The following is a 23,691-nucleotide window of genomic DNA, read 5'->3' as shown; positions in this document are numbered from 1 at the left end:
GCTTCTTACAATGGCTACTGTACTTAAGGTATTTGATAAGTGGAAAGAGTTTTTGGCTGAACGTGTGAGTCAGGCTGGACATGCGGGGATGAGTGAGGAAACGATTTCTAAGCTCGCTTTTCAAATCGGTGAATTTCTGGCAAATAAAGTGGACCCCGAAAATGAACAAGAGCGAGTGCTCAAAGAGCTGTGGGATGCAGGGGATGAGCAAGAAAAGCGCACACTTGCCGGCCTCATGGTAAAATTAGTAGACAAAGGTTAATAACCGTTTTACAATTCAATAGGGTACAATGTGAAAGCCTCCTCTTTCGGAGGCTTTTGCACGCTTTATAAGGATGAAAGGAATTGTAACTTCATGGCAATCAAACGTTTTGCGCTTGCATTATTGCTCTTATCTTTTATCGTAGCAGGGTGTGGAAATCGTGGAATTCCAACCATTAAGCAGGAATTGTTGGATAATAAATTATCTGTGCTAATGCTGACAGGAGCTAGTATGTCTGCGCCAGCTAAGCAGTCGGTAGGAAATGCGCTTCAGCAGTGGAGAGATGCTAATTTTATAGCCTTTGATTGGATCAAGGATTTGAATCAACTGGATGAAAGCGTTATAGCAAAGTTGAAAGCAAGCAATTATGATTACATATATGTCATTGGTAATGAACTGTTTCCTTCTGCTAATGGGGTGATTGGACAAGGACTTTCGACGGGTAAATGGACATTATTACAAAGTCAACTTGATGTCAAAGGAATCACAAGTCAGGTAAACGAGCAAGCTTCGTTCTTACAAATTGATTCGCAACAGATTGAGACCTTGAAAAATAAATGGATCCAAGACCTATTAGCAGAAAACGTTGTCGTGGAGTGGGTGACTCGAAGTGATCGTCCTATACCTTCTGCATGGGCACCTTCGGAGGAGGCGGATCATATCGTTTTACTCGATAATAATGAACAGTGGTTCCAGCAGTTATCGTTCCAAACGAGGCAGCATCACTCCAACACGATTATTTTCTATACACCAGTAGATGAGGCACAAGTGCAGAAAGCTAAGTCTATCGGAGTATCGGTTGTGGATATTTCAGGAGCTGTATCGGCTGAACTTAACTGGGCACAAATTTTGGACAATCGTCTCGCTATGATGAAAAACAGCTCATGGAAAAAAGGTGGCACGATTTACAACGAACAAGAGCTTAAAGAACTAAAAATGAAATAAATTTGTGTATTTTTACGCGATAAAAGAAGGACATTGACGGAAATTGTAGAAATTACTTGAATAGGTATCGACTTGTTCGTTACAGATATTGCGATGGGGTGGAATGATTGGACGTTAAAGAATGGTATATGGAGTACAAAATTCACAAAAACCGTCCCGGCTTATTAGGGGATATTGCTTCCTTGATGGGGATGCTGGATATTAATATTGTGACCATTAATGGGGTAGAAGATCGTACCCGTGGTATGCTTCTACAAACCAATGATGAAGAAAAAATTGACTTAATGGGTAAAATGTTAAGAAAAGTAGATAATATTACTATTACCGCTCTTAGACCCCCAAAGCTTGTTGATATTTTGGCTGTCCGTCATGGTCGGTATATTGAACGCGATTCGGATGATCGCAAAACATTCCGTTTTACTCGTGATGAATTGGGGCTTTTAGTTGACTTCCTTGGTGAGATTTTCAAGCGAGAAGGGAACCAAGTTGTAGGTCTTCGCGGAATGCCGCGTGTTGGTAAAACGGAATCGATTATTGCAGGAAGTGTATGCGCAAACAAGCGTTGGACTTTCGTTTCCTCTACGTTACTCAGACAAACCGTACGCAGTCAACTATCGGAAGATGAAATGACTCCAAATAATGTATATATTATTGATGGAATTGTTTCCACTATACGTTCAAATGAGAAGCATTACAGCCTTTTGCAGGACATTATGGGTATGCCTTCTACTAAGGTTATCGAGCATCCGGATATATTTATTCGGGAGTCGGAATACACATATAATCACTTCGATTATATTATTGAGCTGCGAAATAGCCCGGATGAAGAAATTAATTATGATTCATTTACGTATACGTCCGAACCTTTTTAAAGTCTGTAACGTCATTAAATAAAGAAGATCCCGCGGGGAGGTGACCATATGTCTGATCTAGGATACATTTTACGCAAAACACGTCTGGAAAAAAAAATCTCGCTTGACGATCTTCAAGAAGTTACGAAAATTCGTAAACGATACTTGGAAGCGATTGAAGAAGGAAACTACAAGGTTCTGCCTGGCAGCTTCTATGTACGTGCCTTTATTAAAAGCTACGCTGAAGCAGTTGGACTTGACCCTACTGAAGTTCTGGGCATGTATCAAACGACGAATCCCTCTCCAGCTGTAGAGAAACCAGTTGTAGAAACGATTCGTAAAAATAGAACGAGTGTCCGTAATACCGAGAAATTGAGCCGCTGGGCTTCTGGTACGATGTTTGTCTGTTTCATTCTGCTTATATTCGGTATCGTATATTACTATACATACAAGAATTATAAGGGAACGCCAGCGGATGAAAATCCTTCTCAAACGCAATCTCCGAGAATCACAGATTCTACGAATCCTGCGACTGGCACTGCTCCAAGTACGACAATGAATGCGTCCGGTGACGGTAAAGTGGCGCCTCTTGCAACTCCTACTCCAACACCGGTGCCGACACCAACGCCATCTGTTCAGGTAAAGTTTAGCAGCAGCGAGAAAGGTGTAGATAATTACACGATAACCGGTGCTTCCAATCTGAATATTCAGATGAAAATAACAGGTTCCTGTTGGATTCGTGTGGATTCTCTTACAGAGGCAGGCGGTAAAGAAATGCTTAGACAGAAACTTTACAAAGCCGGTGATACGGACTCTTTTGATTTAACCGGTTCTGCCTATTTAAATGTAGGTGCAGCCAGTGCTTTGGAGCTTACTGTGAATGGTACGATCGTTCCTGTCGGGGATACTCCAAACCCCAAGAGGGTACAGCTCAATTTGCAAAAAAACTAGCATTTTGACGTTTCCTGCGCTTTCCCGGGTAATGAATAATACCAAGAGTATCCTAGGCCGAGAGGGCTTAGGATGTTTCTTTTTTTACGGCTTCTTGCTATAATGCTATTGTAATTTGATGGAAAGGATGTTTTGTCTAAGATGAGTTCAGAATGCTCGTTTGATATCGTATCCAAGGTGGATATGCAGGAACTAAATAACGCCATACAGCAGGCGGAGAAAGAGATCCTTACCCGCTTTGACTTTAAAGGTAGTAAAAGCAGCATTAAATTGGATAAGGACCAGCTTGTTGTCACCTCAGATGATGAGTTTAAGCTTCAGAATGTCCTTGATATTATGCACGCCAAAATGACGAAGCGCGGTATCTCGATTAAGAATCTCGAGTACAGTAAAGTAGAACCAGCGGCTGGATCCACCGTAAGGCAGAAAATTAGCATGAAGCAAGGTGTCGATCAGGAGAACTCGAAGAAAATTAACATTCTAATTCGTGACTCCAAACTTAAAGTTAAGACGCAAATCCAAGGGGATCAAATTCGGGTAACCGGGAAGAGTCGAGATGATTTACAAGCCGTTATTGCCTTGCTGCGTAAGGCGGAAATTCCTCTTGATTTGCAATTTGTAAACTTGAAATAGGCATACATACGATGTTCTTTGGAGAGTAGCCCCCTACATGTAGGGGGTTTTTACATTTTGACACCCTATAGGGCTTGTATTATACTGGTAGGGAGTGTTTTTTAGGACTATTGGAGGTTGTTTCTTTCATGACAGAAAAGGTTAAAGTAGTTACTCTTGGATGCGAAAAGAATTTGGTCGATTCCGAGATTATGTCAGGATTAATTCATGGCCGTGGTTTTCAACTTGTTGAGAACAAGGAAGATGCCACTGTCATTATCGTGAACACTTGCGGGTTCATTGATGCAGCAAAAGAAGAATCCGTTAATACAATTTTGGATATGGCAGAACTAAAGCAAACAGCGAATCTCAAAGCGCTTATCGTATCCGGCTGTTTGACTCAACGCTACAAAAAGCAGTTGATGGAAGAAATGCCTGAGATTGATGGCATCGTGGGTACCGGAGATTTCGATAAAATCAACCATATCGTAGATGAAGCGCTTCGCGGAAAGAAACCGGTTCTTGTTGGGAATCCGGTGTTTAATTATGATGCGGACCTGCCAAGACTTATGACTACTCCTCGATATACAGCTTATGTAAAAATTGCAGAAGGCTGCGATAACGCATGTACATTCTGTAGTATTCCTATTATGCGAGGCAACTTCAAAAGTAGAAGTATGGAGTCCATCGTTGCGGAAGTAGCTAATCTTGCTGCACAAGGCGTTAAAGAAATTAGCCTAATCGCACAGGATTCCACGAATTATGGAACAGATCTTTATGATGGTTTCATGCTGCCTACTTTGCTTAATAAGGTTAGTGAAGTGGAAGGCATCGAGTGGGTGCGACTGCACTATGCTTACCCTGGGTTCTTTAGCGATGAATTGATTGCTGTCATGGCATCAAATCCGAAGGTATGTAAGTATATCGATATGCCACTTCAGCACAGTGAAGATTCTATTCTCAAACGGATGCGTAGACCTGGCCGTCAGAAGGATACGCGCGAACTTGTTCGTAAAATTCGTGAAGCTATTCCAGATGTCGCCCTGCGTACATCACTCATTGTAGGTTTCCCAGGCGAAACTGAACAAGATTTTGAAAACTTGAAACAATTTGTTCGCGACATTCAGTTTGATCGTCTTGGTGTTTTTGCCTATTCCAAGGAAGATGATACGCCAGCAGCACGTTTGCCGGATCAAGTTCCTGATGATGTTAAAGAGTATCGCGCGAACGCGATTATGGAAATTCAGCGTGAAATCTCGAATCTGCGTGGCGGACGCCGCATCGGACAGGAAATTGACGTGCTTATCGAAAGATACGATGGCAGAAGTGATGTATACATTGGACGCTCCCAATTTGATGCTCCTGAGATTGATGGAGAAGTATTCGTGTCCAATGCAAAGCTTAACATTGGTGAGCTAGCTAAAGTTCGTATTACCCACTCTTATGAGTTTGACTTATCCGGGGAGGTAATTGCATGAACCTAGCTAATCGCATCACCGTGGCGAGGATTTTATTAGTACCTATTATCATGTTTTTTCTGTTGATTAAGGTGAAATTCCCTCATATACGGATAGAGGAATTTAGCATAACGTATAATCAGATTATTGCTGCTTTAATTTTCATTATTGCAGCGAGTACAGACAGTTTAGATGGTTACATTGCCAGAAAACGTAATCTTGTAACCAACTTGGGCAAGCTGCTTGATCCTTTAGCGGATAAGCTGCTTGTTACTGCTGTGCTCGTCTCATTAGTGGAAATGGGTAAAGTAGATGCTTGGATTGTCATTGTCATTATCAGTAGAGAGTGGGCTGTCACAGGACTTCGCCAAATTGCTCTATTGGAAGGCACTGTGATGGCCGCTAGCAAATGGGGAAAAGCGAAGACGGCAGCTCAGATTACAGCCATCATTGCACTACTTATCAATAATTTTCCTTTTACGTTTCTGCACTTCCCTTTTGATGTTATAGCTAGTTGGGTAGCTGCAATTATTACCGTGTATTCAGGTGTAGAGTACTTTGTAAAGAATAAGCATGTCATAGATTTTTCAGAAAAAGCATAATAGGGCATCCTATTGGTTTTTTCTACCACATAAGAAGGTATAAGTTTTCGGTTCCCGAAAACCGCTTTCTTATTGGCGATAAAACCTACCTCTAAACGCGGTCGCTCATCTTTGAATGGCCTCGATAGAGGTTTTCTCATTTTAAGGAGGGAATTCGAGATGAAAGCAGAAATTATCGCTGTTGGAACGGAACTTTTACTAGGCCAAATTGTAAATACGAATGCACAATTTCTCTCCAGAGAATGTGCTGCGCTTGGCGTAGATATGTATTTCCAAACGGTCGTTGGTGATAATAAACAGAGATTGCTAGATAGCTTCAAATTAGCCGTTTCAAGGGCTGATGTCGTTATATGTACAGGGGGTCTTGGACCTACGCAGGATGATCTGACCAAGGATGTTCTTGCTGCGTTTGTAGGCCGTGAATTGATTGTGCATGAGCCTTCAATGAAAACAATTACAGATATGTTCCAGTCACGCGGGATCCATATGGTGGAAAGCAACAGACGTCAAGCGATGATGATTGAGGGGAGCGATCCTTTACATAACGAAACAGGGCTTGCCGTAGGTGTTGCATTTACATACGAAGGGACACATTTTATTCTTCTACCAGGCCCGCCAAAAGAAATGAAGCCGATGTTCACCAAGTATGCGGCTCCTTGGCTTCGTACAAGGATGACTGATGAGGTTCCGCTTTATTCCAAAATGCTCAAATTTGCCGGCATTGGTGAATCTAACTTAGAACATCAATTACTTGATCTAATCGAAGCTCAAACGGACCCAACGATTGCTCCATATGCCAAAGAAAGCGAAGTGACGATTCGCTTAACAACACGTGCACAGACAGCTTCGGATGGCGAACGGAAACTTCAAGTGACTGAACTAGAGATTAGAAAGCGATTAGGAGAGCATCTCTATGCCGACGAAGATGTTCCTATCGAAACGATTGTGCTGCAATTGCTTGGCGAGAAGAACCAGACACTTGCTGTGGCCGAAAGCTGCACTGGCGGCTTGCTAAGTGATTTGATTACAGCAGTGCCGGGGAGTTCCCAATCATTTCTTGGAGGAATTATTTGTTATTCTAATGCCTTGAAGCATAAGCTCCTCGGTGTTCCAATGGAAGTGCTGGAAGGGGAGGGTTCTCCAGGTGCTGTTAGCAGCGAGACAGCGACCCTCTTAGCGGAGCAATTGATTACTTTGGCCGGAAGTGACTTTGGACTATCAGTCACGGGTGTAGCAGGCCCAAGTCCGTCTGAAGGCAAGCCAGTAGGGCTTGTTTATATAGGTTTTGCTCAAAAAGAAGCAGCAACAAGGGTTATTACTTTGCAGCTATCTGGTAATCGGGAGTCCATCAAGCAAAGAGCGGCCAAAAGCGCACTCTATCATTTATGGAAACAGTTGAAAGATAGCTAGAGTTCGCATATAATGAGACTAAGTGTTAACGGAAGAACCGTAGCAAAGCGATAACTTTGTTGCGGTTTTTTGTTTGTTCGCTAAAAAGTCGAATGTATGTTCGAAAAAATGCTTGGCAAACACCTGAAAACAAGTTATCATATACCTATAATGATAGAAGAAGGAAGTGAGTGTTTTGTCAGATCGTCGCGCAGCACTTGATAATGCTTTACGTCAAATTGAGAAACAGTTCGGAAAAGGCTCCATTATGAAGCTTGGAGAATCTACACATATGCAAGTTGAAACGATTTCATCCGGCTCTCTTGCGCTTGATATCGCTCTTGGAATAGGTGGGTTTCCACGCGGAAGAATTATTGAAGTATACGGACCTGAGTCTTCCGGTAAAACTACGGTAGCTCTACATGCTATCGCAGAAGTACAGAAGAATGGTGGACAAGCTGCTTTTATCGATGCGGAGCACGCATTGGATCCTTCTTATGCAAGCAAGCTTGGTATTAATATAGATGAGCTTCTACTCTCTCAGCCGGATACCGGTGAACAAGCACTTGAGATCGCTGAAGCACTAGTACGAAGTGGTGCTGTAGATATTATTGTTATTGACTCTGTAGCGGCATTAGTGCCTAAAGCAGAGATTGAAGGCGATATGGGTGATTCTCACGTAGGTCTGCAGGCTCGCTTGATGTCCCAAGCACTTCGTAAGCTGTCTGGTGCGATTAACAAGTCCAAAGTTATCGCGATTTTCATTAACCAATTACGCGAAAAAGTTGGCGTTATGTTCGGTAACCCAGAGACAACACCTGGTGGCCGTGCACTTAAGTTCTACTCATCCGTTCGACTAGATGTTCGTCGTGTGGAAACTATCAAACAGGGTAATGATATGGTTGGTAACCGCACAAGAATTAAAGTCGTTAAGAATAAAGTAGCTCCGCCGTTCAAACAAGCGGAAGTGGATATTATGTACGGTGAAGGAATTTCACGCGAAGGCAGTATTATAGATATCGGAACAGAGATGGATATCGTTAATAAAAGCGGAGCTTGGTATTCGTATGAAGGTGAGCGTCTTGGTCAAGGCCGTGAGAATTCGAAGCAGTTTTTGAAAGATAATAAAAGTATTGCGGAAACGATTGAATTGCGGATTCGAGAGAACAGTAATTTAATCAAAGCAATCCCTCTTAATGTTGACGAAGAAGACGATGAATTGGAACCAGATTTCGAATAAGTTTAAATGAGCATACAAGAAAGCACCTTAAACCTAGTGTTAAGGTGCTTTCTTCATTGAAGGAGTTGGTTAGTTTTGAATAGTGAAGAGCAACAACCATTATTAATCATTACCAAGGTTGAGAAACAGAAGCGTGGTAAGCATCGATACAATATATTTTTAAATGAAGAATACGCATTCTCAGTTCATGAAGACATTTTAATCAAGCATCGGTTAAATAAAGGGGAAACCATACATCTTCAAGAAATCGAAAGTATAACGCTTGATGAGGAACAGAATATGGCTTATATAAAGGCAATAAGCATGATAGGCAGACGACCACATTCATTAAGTGAAGTAAAACGTAAGCTGAAAGAGAAAGGATTTGAAGTACCTATTATTGCATGGGCATGTGAGAAGCTAGTCCAGCAAAATTATATCAATGATGAAGAATTTGCGAAAATGTGGACAGATAATCGCATTATTTCGCAACGAAAAGGTCGCAATCTCATACGACAGGAGCTCCAACAAAGAGGCATTGATAAAGAATTGGTCAAAAATGCTATGGAGACTATCAATCCCGATGATGAGTATACGGGGGCGATGAAGTTGGGCCAAACGAAATGGAAACAAACCTCAGGCAAGACAATGGATCGTAAAAGAAAGACGGGAGCTTTTCTAATGCGGAGAGGTTATACAGGCTCTATTGTCAACAAGGTTTTGGGGGTATTAAGCAGTGAATCGAGTGAAGAGGAATTTGAAATCTCAGATGACCCATTTGATTGTTAATGTCATTAATTATATGTCTATTTAGTTAACGGCATTAAATGTTTTACGAGTGCTGGAAATACTTATTCCGTCATCTCAGGGACATTCGCTTGACAAGCTTCTTCGACAAAAGATAAAATAACAGTGTATATTTTCATAATGTATTCAAAATCATACTCAATTCATTGATTTTGAGGGGACAGATGTAGAAACCGCCAATTTTTACACTGTTGATTATGGATTATTAGCACTATAGTGCCTCTAACGCACGGTGCGCATTCATTTAAAAGCCATACTCTTTATTAAGTAGGGTATGTATGACTAGTCAAACAATTAAAAATCGGATTAAACAACCGAAGGGAATCCCAGGCTAACACCTTGGAGAAACCAACGAGGAGGTGAACAAGATGATGCCATTCATCTGGATCGCGATCATTCTCATTGTTGGAGCTGCATGCTTAGGGATTGGTTATTTTATCCGTAAATCTCTTGCAGAAGCGAAAATTTCCAGTGCTGAAACAGCCGCTGAACAGATTAGAGAATCTGCCAAGAAGGAAGCAGAAGCACTGAAAAAAGAAACGGTTCTGGAAGCAAAGGACGAAGTGCATAAACTGAGGTCCGAAGCTGAAAAAGACATTCGTGAACGTCGAAATGAAATTCAACGACAAGAAAGACGATTGTTGCAAAAAGAGGAATCGCTGGATAAAAAATTAGAATCTCTCGAGCGTAAAGAAGAGCAAGTTGCCAACAAAGAGAAGCGGATCGAGGATACACAATCACAAATTGATCAGCTTTATAAAAGCCAAGTTTCGGAGTTAGAGCGAATTTCTGGTCTTACAATGGATGAAGCTAAGAGTATCATTCTTACAAATGTAGAACAGGAAGTTCGTCACGAAACCGCACAGCTTATTAAAGAAATCGAACAGCAAGCCAAAGAAGAAGGCGATAAAAAGGCCCGTGAAATCATCACGCTCGCCATTCAACGTTGTGCTGCAGATCATGTTGCTGAAACAACCGTTTCAGTTGTATCACTGCCAAATGAAGAAATGAAAGGCCGAATCATCGGTCGTGAAGGACGTAATATTCGCGCTCTGGAAACATTGACGGGTATCGACCTTATTATTGATGATACGCCAGAAGCAGTTATTTTATCAGGATTTGATCCAATCCGACGCGAAATTGCTCGTACATCTTTAGAAAAGCTTGTTGCTGATGGACGTATTCATCCAGCACGCATTGAAGAGATGGTTGAGAAATCCCGTAAAGAAGTGGACGAACGTATCCGCGAATATGGGGAGCAAGCGACGTTTGAGGTTGGTGTACACGGATTACATCCTGACTTGATCAAAATTTTGGGTCGCTTAAAATTCAGAACAAGTTACGGTCAAAACGTGTTGAAACATTCCATGGAAGTAGCTTATCTGGCTGGTCTGATGGCCGGGGAGCTCGGGGTAGACGTAACTTTGGCGAAACGTGCCGGGCTGCTTCATGACATCGGTAAGGCGCTAGACCACGAGGTTGAAGGATCTCATGTGGAAATCGGTGTTGAGATTGGTAAGAAGTACAAGGAGCATCCAGTCGTTATTAATAGTATTGCTTCGCATCACGGTGACGTGGAAGCAACCTCTGTTATTGCGATGTTAGTAGGAGCTGCAGATGCTTTATCCGCAGCAAGACCTGGAGCACGAAGAGAGACGCTCGAAACGTATATTAAACGTCTGGAGAAGCTTGAAGAAATTTCGGAATCCTTCGAAGGTGTTGAGAAATCATACGCCATTCAAGCAGGTCGCGAAGTACGCGTAATGGTTCAGCCGGAGAAAGTGGATGATACCGAGGCGTTCCGTCTAGCCCGCGATATTACGAAGAAAATCGAGAGTGAACTCGATTATCCAGGACATATTAAGGTTACGGTCATTCGTGAAACAAGGGCAGTTGAATACGCTAAATAAGATACAAATGCGAAAAGTGGCTGATATAGCCACTTTTCCTTATTTTCAGGCTGGTCATTGAATTCATCGTTTACGCCGTTGCATCTAGTGTTTATAAAGGAGCTATTAATTTGTTATGAAAATTGTATTTATTGGAGATATTGTAGGATCTGTCGGAAGAAAAGCATTAAAGAATATTATGCCTAGATTAAAACAAGCTCATCCTCACGCAGTGTTCATTGCTAATGGTGAGAATGCTGCTGCAGGGAAAGGTATTACATCGGCTATTGCTAAAGAAATCTATGAGATGGGCATTCAGGCTCTGACGATGGGTAATCATACATGGGACCAGAAAGAGATATTTGATTTCATTGATCGTGACGAGAAGATGGTTCGACCCGCTAACTTTCCTCCTGGAACACCGGGTAGAGGACATACGGTCATTAAGGTCAAAGATCAGGAATTACTGATTATTAATTTGCAAGGACGCACATTCTTACCGCCGATTGATTGCCCATTTCGTAAAGTGGACGAAATTCTTGAAGCGGATAAGAAGAAACATAAATTTGTATTTGTCGATTTCCATGCGGAAGCAACCTCTGAGAAAATTGCGATGGGTTGGCATTTGGATGGTAAAGTGTCAGCAGTTGTCGGTACTCATACACATGTACAAACGAATGATAACCGTGTTTTGCCGCAAGGAACAGCTTATGTAACCGATGTAGGAATGGTAGGGCCGCGTGATGGTATTCTAGGCGTTGAACGTAATGCTGTACTGCAAAAGTTCAAAACACAGCTTCCAGTTCGATTCGTAACGGATGAAGGCAAATGGCATTTCCATGCTGTTGTGATTGAATTGAACGATCAGACAGGTTTGGCAAAAGGAATTAACCTTATCCGTTATGATGAAGATCAAGTTTTCATGGATTAGCAGATAATTCCAAATTTTGCGAACATTTAAATTGGATACGATAGCATGTTTGTTCAACCTTGAGAATATGATGGGTAATGGAATCTATCCATCATTCCCGAGGAGGTACTATTCATGGATGTATTAAAAGTTTCAGCAAAGTCCAATCCAAACTCCGTAGCAGGTGCATTGGCAGGTGTTTTGCGTGAGCGTGGAGCTGCTGAGCTCCAAGCTATAGGTGCAGGCGCCTTAAACCAAGCCATTAAAGCAGTAGCTATCGCAAGAGGATTTGTCGCGCCCAGTGGAGTTGACTTAATTTGTGTACCAGCCTTCACAGACATCGTGATTGACGGGGAAGATCGGACGGCCATTAAACTTATTGTAGAGCCAAGGTAATAAACCGTACCATACTAAAATACCTAGCCTGTTTACCTAGTAGACAGGTTTTTCACAATGCCTATCAAACCTCTGCTTAGGGGTTTTTGTGTTGTCTAGAAGATGGTGTATAGGAGGCTGCTAGGATGAGAATAATGGATGGTCACTGCGATGCGCTTACGAAATTGTATATGAACCCCAAGCTGGACTTCGATAAGGAAGAACAGGAGTTGGATGTTAGTTATCCAAGGCTTAAGCAAGCGGGTGTGAAAGTTCAGTGTTTTGCCATCTATTTATCGGACTCCATTCAGCAGCCTACATTCGATCATATTTTGCAAATGGTTGATTTATTTCATCGGAAAATTGTTCGTCATCCAGGAATGAAATTAATTCAGAATGTAGAAGACTGGCGTGCTGTTGAAGCGGAGGAACAGATTGGAGCTATCCTCACTCTTGAAGGCTTAGATGCTTTAGCTGGTAACATGACCCATTTAAGGATTCTTCACCATCTTGGTGTGAGAAGTATTGGTCTGACTTGGAACTATGCAAATTGGGCTGCAGATGGTGTTATGGAGCCGCGTAAAAGTGGTTTTACAAGAAAAGGCAAGCTGATGTTAAAAGAATTAGAAACTATGGGTATAATAGCAGATGTATCACATTTATCAGTTACGGCGTTCTGGGAATTGGTTGAGGTATATGCTAAACCATTTATTGCATCCCATTCGAATGCTCAAAAAGTTTGTCCTCATCCAAGAAATTTATCAGATGATCAAATCAAAGCTATCATCCAGTGTCAAGGACTGATCGGGATTACGTTTGTTCCTTACTTTGTTGATTGCGCTAATTTAGCTGTTCCCATTACGGCACTGCTAAAGCATATTGATCATGTTTGTTCATTGGGTGGGGAAGGGAATATTGGCTTTGGATCGGATTTTGATGGGATTGAGCAATGGATGAAAGATTTGAGACATGTAGGTCAGTACGGAAATATAATAGAAGCTTTATGTAAAAACTATAAGGAAACACAAGTGGAGGCGTTCCTCTATGGAAATTGGCGGAATTTCATGCTCACCAATCTTCCGAAATGAAAGTTGGGAATCATTCTAATATTGATATGGATTCGATCTAAAAACTCTATGTTTTAGAATCGTTTAAACCCCTTGCAATTTGCTCTGTAAAGGCATAGAATTTGGATGACAAGTGAAAGAAAATTTTTATAGCGTCATCTTAAATTTCTACAAATTAGCTTTTTTAGATCTTCATGCAGCTACAATCAAAAGGAGTGGACGTACGGTGATTAGTCAGTTATCTTGGAAAATCGGAGGTCAGCAGGGTGAAGGGGTCGAAAGTACAGACCGCATTTTCTCTACTGCATTGAACCGTCTCGGTTACTATTTGTATGGGTACCGTCATTTCTCTTCACGGATTAAGGGGGGACATACAAATAACAAGATTCGCATCAGCACTAAACCGATTCGCGCAATTTCAGACGATTTGGACATTCTGGTCGCTTTCGACCAAGAGAGTATCGATTTCAATGCACACGAACTTCGTGATAACGGTGTTATCGTTGCAGATGCTAAGTTTAACCCCGTTTTACCTGAAGGAATTAAAGCACGTTTGTTTCCAGTTCCAATTACTGCGATTGCAGAAGAACTAGGAACTTCCTTATTTAAGAACATGGCCGCGTCAGGCGCTTCATGGGCTCTACTTGGCTTGCCGATTGACGTGTTTAATAAAGCTGTTGAAGAAGAATTTGGCCGTAAAGGCGCAGCTGTTGTTGAGAAGAATATTGAAGCAGTTCGTAAAGGTGCGGAATCTGTACTTGAACTCGCTGGCGGACCTATCGCTGACTTCCAACTTGAGCCTGCTGACGGACAACAAAAATTGTTCATGATCGGTAATGATGCCATCGCTCTTGGAGCAGTAGCAGCAGGTTGCCGCTTTATGCCAGCTTACCCAATTACACCAGCATCTGAAGTTATGGAATACTTGCAAAAAGCACTTCCTAAATTGGGTGGAACTGTTATCCAAACGGAAGATGAAATTGCAGCATGTACAATGGCTATCGGTGCTAACTACGCTGGTGCTCGTGCACTAACAGCTTCTGCTGGTCCTGGTCTATCTTTAATGATGGAAGCTATTGGTCTGGCGGGTATGACTGAAACGCCTGTTGTTATCGTAGATACACAACGTGGTGGTCCAAGTACGGGTCTTCCAACGAAACAAGAGCAATCCGACTTGAATGCCATGGTATACGGTACTCACGGTGAAATCCCGAAAATCGTTCTATCCCCAAGCACGATTGAAGAATGCTTCTATGATACGATTGAAGCTTTCAACCTTGCTGAGAAATATCAAGTTCCAGTCATTCTGATGACAGACCTACAGCTTTCCCTGGGTAAACAATCTGCAGAGATGCTAGATTACAACCGCATTGTGATTGACCGCGGCGCGCTAGTATCAGAAGCTCCTGAACAAGAAGCGAATCAATTGTTCAAACGTTATGAGTTCACTGAGAACGGTGTTTCACCGCGTGTGATTCCTGGCGTGAAGAATGGTATTCACCATGTTACAGGTGTAGAGCATGACCAAACCGGTCGTCCTTCGGAAAGCACTGAAAACCGTCAACGTATGATGGATAAGCGTCTTGAGAAGCTGAAACACATTCAAGTAACAGATGCTATTAAATTCGATGCTCCTCATGAGAATCCTGATCTTCTGATTATCGGAATGGGTTCCACCGGTGGAACGATTGATGAAGCAAGAAGCCGCGTTGAACTGGAAGGAATTAAGACAAATCACGCTACAGTGCGTTTGATTCATCCTTTCCCTGCAGAGCAACTTAGACCTCTTGTTGAAAAAGCGAAAACAGTAATCGTTGTTGAAAACAACGCAACTGGACAATTAGCAGATCAAATTAAACTGCATGTTGGTCATGCAGATAAAATTAAAAACGTACTTAAATACAACGGTAACCCGTTCTTGCCAGCGGAAATTGAACAAAAATGTAAGGAGTTGACTTTAGCATGGCAACATTAAAAGACTTTCGTAACAATGTAAAGCCAAACTGGTGTCCAGGTTGCGGAGACTTCTCCGTACAAGCGGCAATTCAGCGTGCAGCAGCTAATGTTGGTTTAGAGCCTGAAGGTTTAGCAATCGTATCCGGTATCGGCTGTTCCGGTCGTATCTCTGGTTACATCAATGCTTATGGTTTCCACGGTATTCACGGTAGATCTTTGCCAATCGCACAAGGTGTGAAAATGGCTAACCGCGATTTGACTGTTATCGCTTCAGGCGGTGACGGCGACGGCTTCGCAATCGGTATGGGACATACTGTACATGCGATTCGTCGTAACATTGATGTAACGTACATCGTTATGGATAACCAAATCTACGGTTTGACAAAAGGTCAAGCATCCCCACGTAGTGCGGAAGGTTTCAAAACGAAAAGCGTTCCATCAGGTACAATTGAGTCTGCGATCTCACCTTTAGAAGTTGCGATGGCTGCCGGTGCTTCTTTCGTAGCACAATCGTTCTCCAGTAACTTGAAACAGTTAACGGCTGTTATCGAAGCTGGTTTGAATCATAAAGGTTTCTCTTTGATTAACGTATTTAGCCCATGTGTAACTTTCAATAAAGTAAACACGTATGACTGGTTCAAAGAGAATATCGTGGATCTGGATGAAATTCCGGATTATGATTATACGAACCGTGTGTTGGCAATGACCAAAATCATGGAAACAAACTCCATGTTGACTGGTATTATCTATCAAAACAAAAAGAAAAAGAGCTATGAAGATTCCATTCCAAGCTTTGCTAAAGAAGGACTTTCGAAACAAGACCTTAAGCTTTCAGAAGCTGATTTCAGCAAAATGCTTACTGAATTCAAATAATAGTTACACCTTGAGGGCATATGGAGATTTTCCGTATGCCTTTTTTGCTGAGCGGCAATACTGGCTACTATCACAAAAGGTAAAGGATGGTTACTATGAAAACAGTCCCTGTAGGGGTTTCAGCTAGACATATACATCTATCTCCCGCTCATATCGATATTTTATTTGGTCAGGGATATGAATTGACGACGTTTAAGGATCTCTCACAACCAGGACAATTTGCTGCGCAAGAAACGGTTGCGATTGTTGGACCAAAATGTAAGATCGAGAAAGTGCGTATTCTTGGACCCGCCCGTCCAAGTACACAAATCGAGGTATCACGAACGGATGCTTTTTCTTTAGGGATAAACCCGCCGGTACGTGAATCCGGACAGATAGAACACTCTCCTGGCCTCCGTGTCATTGGTCCAAAGGGAGAGGTGGATTTGGAGCATGGCGTAATTGTCGCGGCAAGACATATTCACTTTCATACTTCGGATGCTGAGAAATGGGGCATTCAAGATAAACAGCTTCTGCGTGTCAAAGTGAATGGAGAACGGCCATTGATTTTCGAAAATGTCATTGCGCGTGTATCTGATCATTATGCATTAGACATGCACATTGACACGGATGAGGGGAATGCTGCTGGTGTGAAAACTGGCGATTTAGCTGAACTAATCGATTAATTCTGTAAGTAAATATTCATATATATGTTAATTTCCTTTTGTACTATGTAGGCTTGAGATGCTATAATAAAAGTTGCGTCAGTTTACCAGCAAAACTCAGTTAACGCTTACGAAGAAAGTTTTCTACGAAAACTCTGCTTATGCTTACGAAGTTAGTTTTGCTAAAGCAAAACTTTTAGGAGGAAAGAAAGTGGCTAACCAAGTGAAATCCGACAAGGATTATTCCCAATATTTTCAGCCTCCTTCACTGACAGATGCAAAGAAGCGCGGAAAAGAAGAGATAGCCGTACACTATGACTTCACCATTCCTGAGGACATGCAGGAGTTCGGCAAAGATAAATATTATTTGATTCGCACTTACGGATGTCAGATGAATGAGCATGATACAGAAGTAATGAAGGGTTTACTCGAGCAAATGGGCTATCAAACGACAGAGGACAAGTACCAAGCAGATGTTATACTGCTCAACACTTGTGCGATTCGGGAGAATGCCGAAGACAAGGTGTTCGGTGAGCTCGGCCATTTAAAGGCACTGAAAGCACAGAAACCAGGCCTTGTTCTTGGTGTTTGTGGTTGTATGTCGCAGGAAGAAGCGGTCGTGAATCGAATTATGCAAAAGCATGCTTTTGTAGATTTGATATTCGGAACGCACAATATTCATCGACTTCCTACCTTATTGAAGGATGCCTTTTATAACAAGGAAATGGTCGTTGAGGTATGGTCCAAAGAAGGCGATATCGTTGAGAATTTACCAAAAAAACGTGAAGGAATCCGTGCTTGGGTGAACATCATGTTCGGTTGCGATAAGTTCTGTACATACTGTATTGTTCCTTATACGCGGGGTAAAGAGAGAAGTCGCCGACCACAAGACGTGCTTGCTGAAGTTAGAGACTTGGCTCGTCAAGGGTTTCAGGAAATTACGCTGCTTGGCCAGAATGTCAATGCCTATGGTAAAGATTTTGAGGATATTACGTATTCATTCGCTGATTTGATGGACGATATTCGTAAAATTGATGTGCCACGTATTCGCTTTACTACATCGCATCCAAGAGATTTTGATGATCGCTTGATTGAAGTGTTAGGTAAACGCGGTAATCTTGTAGAGCATATACATCTACCTGTTCAATCGGGCAATACCGAGGTTCTGAAAAGAATGAGCAGAAAATATACCAGAGATCATTATTTACAATTGGCCAGTAAAATTAAAGAAACGATGCCCGATGTCGTTCTGACAACAGATATTATTGTTGGTTTTCCAGGTGAAACGGATGAGCAGTTTGATGAGACCATGTCTCTTTATGAGGAAGTAGGCTTCGATTTCGCGTTTACATTTATTTATTCGCCGCGAGAAGGTACGCCTGCTGCCGATATGGAAGACAATGTACCGATGGAAGTAAAGAAACAACGTCTTTATCGCTTGAATGAGCTAGTAAATAAACACAGTAAAGCGAGCAATGAGAGATTGTTAGGACAGACCGTTGAAGTGCTTGTTGAAGGCGAAAGTAAGAATAATGCTGATGTACTAGCTGGTCGCACGCGGACGAATAAATTGATCCATTTTACTGGCGACAAGTCTTTAGTTGGTCAAATGGTTGAAGTGGAAGTGACGCATGCACAGACTTGGATTTTGAAGGGTGAGATTGTACACAAACCCATGAAAATGTCCATTTAATTTGAAGCTGAAACTGATAGGAGCGTGTTTAGAAGTGTCTCAATGTGATCACAAACATAACGATAATGAGCCTCATGCTTTTAAAGTAGAGGAATTTACAAATACGGAAATGATCGTACGCGAAGATATTTTATCCAAAGCCAAGGAATTGGCTGAATTGTTAACGACTTCGAATGAGGTACAGTTTTATCAAAAAGCTGAGAAGCAAATCGCTACGAATCCAGATATTCAAGTGCTAATTGGTGCGATCAAAAAGAAACAGAAGGAAGTCGTTGCTTTCGAGACTTTCCAAAATGCTAAAATGATCGAGAAAATTGAGAATGAGATTGAAGTGCTGCAGGATCAATTAGATGAGATTCCGATTGTGAATGAATTCAAGCAAACACAAGAGGACATCAACTATTTATTGCAGCTTGTTATGTCGGTCATTCGTGATACGATTTCGGATAAAATTAATGTAGAAGCAGGCGCGGCGGAAGCTCCGACATCTTGCGATTAAGATAACATCCTTTGGGAAATAGAAAATCGCCCTCTACTCAGGCTTATCGCTTGAAATGAGTGGCGATTTTTTCCCAAAAGATCAGCATATGAAATGAGTCTTTCTATCGGAAAGACGAAGAATAGACTTACTCGAAGGAGACATTGCCATGCTTACAGTTCGTAATTTAAGTAAAGTATATCCTCCGGACAATGAGGTACTTTCACAAGTGAGCTTTCAAGTAGATGAAGGCGAATTCATTGCGGTTATTGGGAGCAGCGGAAGTGGGAAAACCACATTATTGCGCTGTATAAGTCATCAAGAGAAATGGACTAGCGGTCAGCTAATTTATAACTCCAATGATATCTCGAAGCCAGGTCCATTCGAACGCTTCAAATTAGGTAGAGATTTTGCATTTCTTGAAGAAAAGCCTGCTTTGAATCGAAATAAAAGCGCTGTCAAGAATGTCATGATGGGTCGTGTCTATCAAACACCTTTGCGTATTTTGACCGGCATGACTTCAAGAGATGAGCATGTGGACAGCATGGATTATTTGGAAAAAGTGGGGTTGCTTGATAAGGGAGAGAAGAAGGTTGGTCAACTAAGCGGTGGTGAACAGCAGCGCGTTGCTATTGCTAAAGCGCTTATACTAGGACCAAAGGTGCTTGTCGCCGATGAACCTGTGTCTGGTCTTGATCCGAAATCTACGGAATATATCTTGCAGGATTTGAAATCACTTTGCAAAGATCGAAATATGAGCGTCATTGCTACTCTACACCAAGTTGAACTTGCGGAGAGATTTGCCACACGTATTTGGGGACTTTCTGAAGGTAAAATTGTGCTGGATATTCCGGCAAGGTCGCTCACCATGCGTGAAAAAAAGCTCATCTTTGGTGAAGTATGATCCAGGTCTTATTCGTTTGCTTAGGAAATATTTGTCGGTCCCCCATGGCTGAAGCGGTTTTTCGTCATCAAGTTAAAGAAGCGGGTCTCGATGCTGTAATTGCTATTGATTCTGCCGGAACTGGTGACTGGCACATTGGACATCCCCCACATCAAGGTACTAGGGACATATTGGATCAGTATCAGATTAAACATGAGGGTCTAAAAGCAAGGCAAGTTAGGTCCGATGACTTTATTCAATATACATATATCATTGCGATGGATGCGAGCAATGTAACTAATCTGGCATCGTTTGCTCCTGATTTCGTTGAAGGTGAGAAACGAGCTACTATTCATAAATTGCTGGATTTTGCACCTGATCGCTCCATTAAAGATGTTCCAGACCCTTATTACACGGGTAATTTTCAAGAGGTGTACGAGATGGTCGAAGAGAGCTGCGAACGCTTACTAGCCTTTATCATCGAGAAAGAAAAGCTGTAAGATAATCTCTTATGAAATAAAAAAAGCAAGGGTGAGAAAAGATTCTTTTCTTTTCACCCTTGCTTTTTTGTTGTGGAGGAGTTCTAAAATATAGTTATACCGATGCGCTGCATATATTCAGATATGGCTTTGAGCGATGGGAATAATGACATCGGTTGGCCCTATTTCGAACAGTCCGCTGCGGTTATGGACGGTAGCTGCTTGGACATAAATGCGGAAGTAATCAGAACCAGGTGCTACATGGGTGAATTCTTGATTGGCTGATCGCGAGTTTACGAAGGTGACGGCTTTGAGAGCTGAATGATCGTATGGAATAATGCTAATTATATGTTCCAACTTGAAATAATAATTAATGTGAGGTTTGTGAAGGATCAACTCTTTGGAAGAGACAGTAAGACCGAAATCCCTCTTCTTATGCGACATTTTCAAGTCGCCCTCAAGTGATTTAATCGGAATGAAATCTGAATTCATAATAAAGCCCTCCTTACCAGTCATGATGATCACTTGTCTTAACAGAATAGCACAGATCATCAAGTATGTTAATGGAGGGCGCTGAGTGATCACTTTTGCTGAAATAAAATGGAGCATTGCGTGCCTTGGTTTAAATTGCTGGAGAAGGAGATTTTTCCGTTCATCATTTTGATAATACTCATGACCACGACGAGCCCAAGTCCAGTGCCTTGTTCTTTGGTTGTGTAGAAAGGCATACCGAGCGAATTTAATTGCTGTTTACTCATTCCAACACCAGTATCAGAAATAAAAATTTGTACAGCATTAGGCAGCTTACAGGTGCTTAATGAAATTTTACCGCCATTTGGCATGGACTCAATCGCATTTTTAACAAGATTCATCAAGCATTGGCGCAGCTTTTTGGATTCTCCTAGGATGTAAAGGGGATCTTCATTTTCATGATTAATATGGATAGCGACCTGGTGATCTGTAGCAAATGGCGTGATGAAACGCAGCATGGCTTCTATCTCTTCTTTGAGTTCTAGTTGTTCTTGTAAGTTAGATGACGGCTTGGCATAGTTTAAGTAATCACCCAGGATGGCGTTTGCTTGATCCACACCCGACAACGCAAGGTCGACATACCGTTTGTGATCGTTGAAGGATAGCTCTTTCTGATCCAGCAACTGAAGAAAGCCTCTTGTAGACGTGAGAGGATTACGTATTTCATGAGAAATGGTGGCTGCAAACTGGCCGAGCATTCGATCCTTTTCCAATGCGACAAGTCTCTGTTTGTGAATCTCATGCTTTTTCACAAAAAATTGTAAGTATGTAATCATCCAAAGAGAGAAAAAGGAAAAAAATACGGTGTATGCAGCATACAAAGTAATAGGAGATTGTATGTTCAGCGATAATAGCGCATACAATACTTCGTACACGAGCAGCATACCCGTTGCATAAGTTAATTTCATCTTAAGTGTAGGTTGATTTGTTATATTTCTGAAGAGAATTCCACCTAGTACTAATAAAACAGCACTGCTTATTAGAGCGGGTTGCCAATAGTAATTCAGGACGACCATACAACCTATGTTAAATAAGGTCCAGGTAATAAAAGCTGGTATAAATCCGATAAACAGAATCACTGCAATCAAGCTGATCGGAAACAAATGGAGGGAATAAATTAAGGGATCAATGTCTTCAAATTTCCAGTACAAAAAGATGAGTACGACTAAAATAATTGCGAATAGAAATCTACGCTGATATTCTTTGTAAATGAAAATAGGGGTAAGAACTAGATGGATTAATATAGCACTCATGATGTAGAAGAGACCATGTAGTTCATTGGAAATGATTGAATGGAGCAAATGAAATGCCATCCTTTCCGCTGTCCGACAGTATCTTTTTTATTTCTACATTATCTCACAAAAACTGACCTTATCAAGGGAAATGGGGCATTTCGAATGCTAAAGATTTGATAAAGACTTATGGTGTTATTCCTATAAACCGCTGTATAATAAAGAAACACGAAGATGCAAGCGTTTACAATCTAATTTGGTTGTCAAACAAGGAGAGATGAGGATGCGGTCGTGCTCACAGGTTTGCGGTGTTGTCTTTAATCCGATTGATGATGATTATGTGGACGTATGTGAGGATTGTGAGGATGCCGAGAAAGATAATTCTGCTCAAGACGAGAATACAGGGCCGAGAAGTTACTATTTGGGAGGGTGCGGCCTCATTATTGATTATTTACTATGAATGGCCCCTTCAAAAAAAGGTTGATTACCAGAGATTTCTTGTTACAATGAGAGTAGATTTACTATTCATACTATTCATTCTTTATGCAGTTCATTTTTGAAAGGAGACCTGGCATGGTAACTTTACCTAAATTGAACGATCTCGGTTTTTTTGAGATTAGACTGGAATCCATCGGTGGACTCGGCGCGAATCTAGCGGGTAAGATGCTGGCGGAAGCGGGAGTCGTTGGGGTGGGTTTGAACGGGGTTAGCTTTTCTTCCTATGGTTCAGAGAAGAAAGGATCGGCAGTGAAAGCACATATAAGGTTTTGTGACATGGATACGAGAATTCGGGATACTTCACCGGTCGAACGACCGCATGTTGTGGGTGTTTTTCACGAATCGCTTTCCAAAACTGTAAACGTTATCAGTGGCATCTATGAAGATAGTACAGTACTTGTGAATTCGACAAAAACACCGGATGAGTTGAAGGAAAAGATGAAGCTCCGAGGCGGTACCATTGCCGTTATCGATGCAATTGGAATCTCATTAGAAGAGAAGAATCGCGTGAATATGGCGATGCTTGGTGCGCTATTCCGGTTGTGTGATTTCCTTGATCCAGATGTCATGAGAGGCGTTATTCGTAAATCGTTAGAAAAGAAATATCCGCTTGCTGTTGCACCAGCCCTACGAACGTTTGACCGCGGATACAATGAAGTTAAGTTCCAAACGTATGCGCTTCCAGAAGGGGAGACGATGCCCGATTTCGTTCGTTTCGATACGCCAGTCCTTGGCTATGAAACGCAGTCCATTGGTGGTGTCATTACGAATCCTGGGAACAGCATTCTGAAAGATTTAAGCATTTCACGTGCGGGGATGATGCCGCATTTCCATGAAGATAAATGTATTCACTGTGCCTCGTGCGATAATGTGTGTCCGGATTTCTGTTTCGTTTGGGATGAACTCCCCGACAAGAAGGGGCGTCCTCAAATGTTCTTACAGGGGATCGACTATCAATATTGTAAAGGTTGCCTTAAATGTGTACAGGCTTGTCCGACCGAAGCGCTCGTTAGTGAGCGGGAAGAAGATGGTTATGCGGACTTAAATCGCATGCCTCATCGATTCAATCTAGCTGTAAACTCTTAGAG

General features: G+C 41.8%; 25 protein-coding genes. 23 read left to right on the top strand and 2 right to left on the bottom strand.

Annotated features, from left to right (window positions below):
* Positions 1-10: 10 nt before the first annotated feature.
* The 21 genes from GC102_RS03350 (at position 11) to GC102_RS03250 (ending at position 20,363) form a co-directional block, all read left to right on the top strand.
* The gene (locus GC102_RS03350; protein ID WP_171688223.1) at positions 11-262 is read left to right on the top strand and encodes a DUF3243 domain-containing protein; all 252 of its coding nucleotides are present in this window, start codon (positions 11-13) and stop codon (positions 260-262) included.
* Between the two features lie 93 nt (positions 263-355).
* A complete protein-coding gene (locus GC102_RS03345; RefSeq protein WP_171688222.1) occupies positions 356-1,207 on the top strand; it encodes a hypothetical protein in 852 nt (283 codons plus the stop codon).
* 128 nt (positions 1,208-1,335) lie between these two features.
* On the top strand, positions 1,336-2,079 hold the full coding sequence (locus GC102_RS03340; protein WP_373291262.1) for a DUF3388 domain-containing protein: 744 nt from the start codon (positions 1,336-1,338) through the stop codon (positions 2,077-2,079).
* Positions 2,080-2,127: 48 nt separating this feature from the next.
* Positions 2,128-3,009: a helix-turn-helix domain-containing protein gene (locus GC102_RS03335; protein ID WP_171688221.1), complete on the top strand. Its 882-nt coding sequence runs from the start codon at positions 2,128-2,130 to the stop codon at positions 3,007-3,009.
* A 141-nt stretch (positions 3,010-3,150) separates the two neighbouring features.
* A complete protein-coding gene (locus GC102_RS03330; protein WP_047672977.1) occupies positions 3,151-3,642 on the top strand; it encodes a YajQ family cyclic di-GMP-binding protein in 492 nt (163 codons plus the stop codon).
* A 128-nt stretch (positions 3,643-3,770) separates the two neighbouring features.
* Positions 3,771-5,099, top strand: coding sequence for a 30S ribosomal protein S12 methylthiotransferase RimO (rimO, locus tag GC102_RS03325; RefSeq protein WP_171688220.1), 1,329 nt, complete (start codon positions 3,771-3,773; stop codon positions 5,097-5,099).
* Positions 5,096-5,680: a CDP-diacylglycerol--glycerol-3-phosphate 3-phosphatidyltransferase gene (gene pgsA, locus GC102_RS03320; protein ID WP_056832796.1), complete on the top strand. Its 585-nt coding sequence runs from the start codon at positions 5,096-5,098 to the stop codon at positions 5,678-5,680. The genes rimO and pgsA overlap by 4 nt, the downstream gene beginning before the upstream one ends.
* A gap of 159 nt (positions 5,681-5,839) precedes the next feature.
* The gene (locus GC102_RS03315) at positions 5,840-7,090 is read left to right on the top strand and encodes a competence/damage-inducible protein A (protein WP_171688219.1); all 1,251 of its coding nucleotides are present in this window, start codon (positions 5,840-5,842) and stop codon (positions 7,088-7,090) included.
* A 175-nt stretch (positions 7,091-7,265) separates the two neighbouring features.
* Complete coding sequence (recA, locus tag GC102_RS03310) at positions 7,266-8,309, top strand: recombinase RecA (RefSeq protein WP_171688218.1); 1,044 nt, start codon at positions 7,266-7,268, stop codon at positions 8,307-8,309.
* A 75-nt stretch (positions 8,310-8,384) separates the two neighbouring features.
* Entirely contained in the window at positions 8,385-9,077 is a 693-nt protein-coding gene (locus GC102_RS03305; RefSeq protein ID WP_171688217.1) for a regulatory protein RecX, read from the top strand.
* A gap of 386 nt (positions 9,078-9,463) precedes the next feature.
* Positions 9,464-11,005, top strand: coding sequence for a ribonuclease Y (gene rny / locus GC102_RS03300; protein WP_057301499.1), 1,542 nt, complete (start codon positions 9,464-9,466; stop codon positions 11,003-11,005).
* 115 nt (positions 11,006-11,120) lie between these two features.
* Complete coding sequence (locus tag GC102_RS03295) at positions 11,121-11,915, top strand: TIGR00282 family metallophosphoesterase (protein ID WP_057301498.1); 795 nt, start codon at positions 11,121-11,123, stop codon at positions 11,913-11,915.
* Between the two features lie 114 nt (positions 11,916-12,029).
* Entirely contained in the window at positions 12,030-12,290 is a 261-nt protein-coding gene (locus tag GC102_RS03290) for a stage V sporulation protein S (RefSeq protein ID WP_028558349.1), read from the top strand.
* Between the two features lie 125 nt (positions 12,291-12,415).
* Positions 12,416-13,357 (top strand): dipeptidase, encoded by a 942-nt coding sequence (locus GC102_RS03285; RefSeq protein ID WP_171688216.1) that lies wholly within the window; start codon positions 12,416-12,418, stop codon positions 13,355-13,357.
* Positions 13,358-13,562: 205 nt separating this feature from the next.
* Positions 13,563-15,311, top strand: a complete 1,749-nt coding sequence (locus tag GC102_RS03280; protein ID WP_171688215.1) for a 2-oxoacid:acceptor oxidoreductase subunit alpha — start codon at positions 13,563-13,565, stop codon at positions 15,309-15,311.
* Positions 15,299-16,165 (top strand): 2-oxoacid:ferredoxin oxidoreductase subunit beta, encoded by an 867-nt coding sequence (locus GC102_RS03275; protein WP_171688214.1) that lies wholly within the window; start codon positions 15,299-15,301, stop codon positions 16,163-16,165. The genes GC102_RS03280 and GC102_RS03275 overlap by 13 nt, the downstream gene beginning before the upstream one ends.
* Before the next feature lie 95 nt (positions 16,166-16,260).
* The gene (gene pduL, locus GC102_RS03270; protein ID WP_171688213.1) at positions 16,261-16,830 is read left to right on the top strand and encodes a phosphate propanoyltransferase; all 570 of its coding nucleotides are present in this window, start codon (positions 16,261-16,263) and stop codon (positions 16,828-16,830) included.
* Between the two features lie 202 nt (positions 16,831-17,032).
* On the top strand, positions 17,033-18,502 hold the full coding sequence (gene miaB, locus GC102_RS03265; protein ID WP_312883175.1) for a tRNA (N6-isopentenyl adenosine(37)-C2)-methylthiotransferase MiaB: 1,470 nt from the start codon (positions 17,033-17,035) through the stop codon (positions 18,500-18,502).
* A gap of 109 nt (positions 18,503-18,611) precedes the next feature.
* On the top strand, positions 18,612-19,001 hold the full coding sequence (locus GC102_RS03260; protein ID WP_171688576.1) for a YlbF/YmcA family competence regulator: 390 nt from the start codon (positions 18,612-18,614) through the stop codon (positions 18,999-19,001).
* Between the two features lie 148 nt (positions 19,002-19,149).
* Complete coding sequence (locus tag GC102_RS03255; protein WP_171648936.1) at positions 19,150-19,884, top strand: phosphonate ABC transporter ATP-binding protein; 735 nt, start codon at positions 19,150-19,152, stop codon at positions 19,882-19,884.
* Positions 19,881-20,363 carry a low molecular weight protein-tyrosine-phosphatase gene (locus GC102_RS03250; protein WP_171688211.1) on the top strand — a complete coding sequence of 161 codons (483 nt, stop codon included), beginning with the start codon at positions 19,881-19,883 and terminating at the stop codon, positions 20,361-20,363. Before GC102_RS03255 ends, GC102_RS03250 begins: the two co-directional genes overlap by 4 nt.
* Positions 20,364-20,480: 117 nt before the next feature.
* On the opposite strand, the gene GC102_RS03245 is transcribed toward GC102_RS03250, so the two are convergent.
* Entirely contained in the window at positions 20,481-20,834 is a 354-nt protein-coding gene (locus GC102_RS03245) for a hypothetical protein (protein WP_171688210.1), read from the bottom strand.
* Positions 20,835-20,923: 89 nt separating this feature from the next.
* Positions 20,924-22,174 carry an ATP-binding protein gene (locus tag GC102_RS03240; protein WP_171688209.1) on the bottom strand — a complete coding sequence of 417 codons (1,251 nt, stop codon included), beginning with the start codon at positions 22,172-22,174 and terminating at the stop codon, positions 20,924-20,926.
* A 214-nt stretch (positions 22,175-22,388) separates the two neighbouring features.
* Between GC102_RS03240 and GC102_RS03235 the strand changes: the two genes are divergently transcribed.
* Both GC102_RS03235 and GC102_RS03230 read left to right on the top strand, forming a co-directional pair.
* The gene (locus GC102_RS03235) at positions 22,389-22,565 is read left to right on the top strand and encodes a hypothetical protein (RefSeq protein WP_171688208.1); all 177 of its coding nucleotides are present in this window, start codon (positions 22,389-22,391) and stop codon (positions 22,563-22,565) included.
* A 113-nt stretch (positions 22,566-22,678) separates the two neighbouring features.
* Positions 22,679-23,689 (top strand): 2-oxoacid:acceptor oxidoreductase family protein, encoded by a 1,011-nt coding sequence (locus tag GC102_RS03230; protein ID WP_171688207.1) that lies wholly within the window; start codon positions 22,679-22,681, stop codon positions 23,687-23,689.
* The last annotated feature ends 2 nt before the right edge of the window (positions 23,690-23,691 follow it).

The organism is Paenibacillus germinis, assembly GCF_013141785.1.
Lineage (GTDB): Bacteria > Bacillota > Bacilli > Paenibacillales > NBRC-103111 > Paenibacillus_E > Paenibacillus_E phytorum.
Note: the sequence above shows the minus strand (reverse complement) of the source record. Positions and strands in the feature narration are given on the sequence as shown.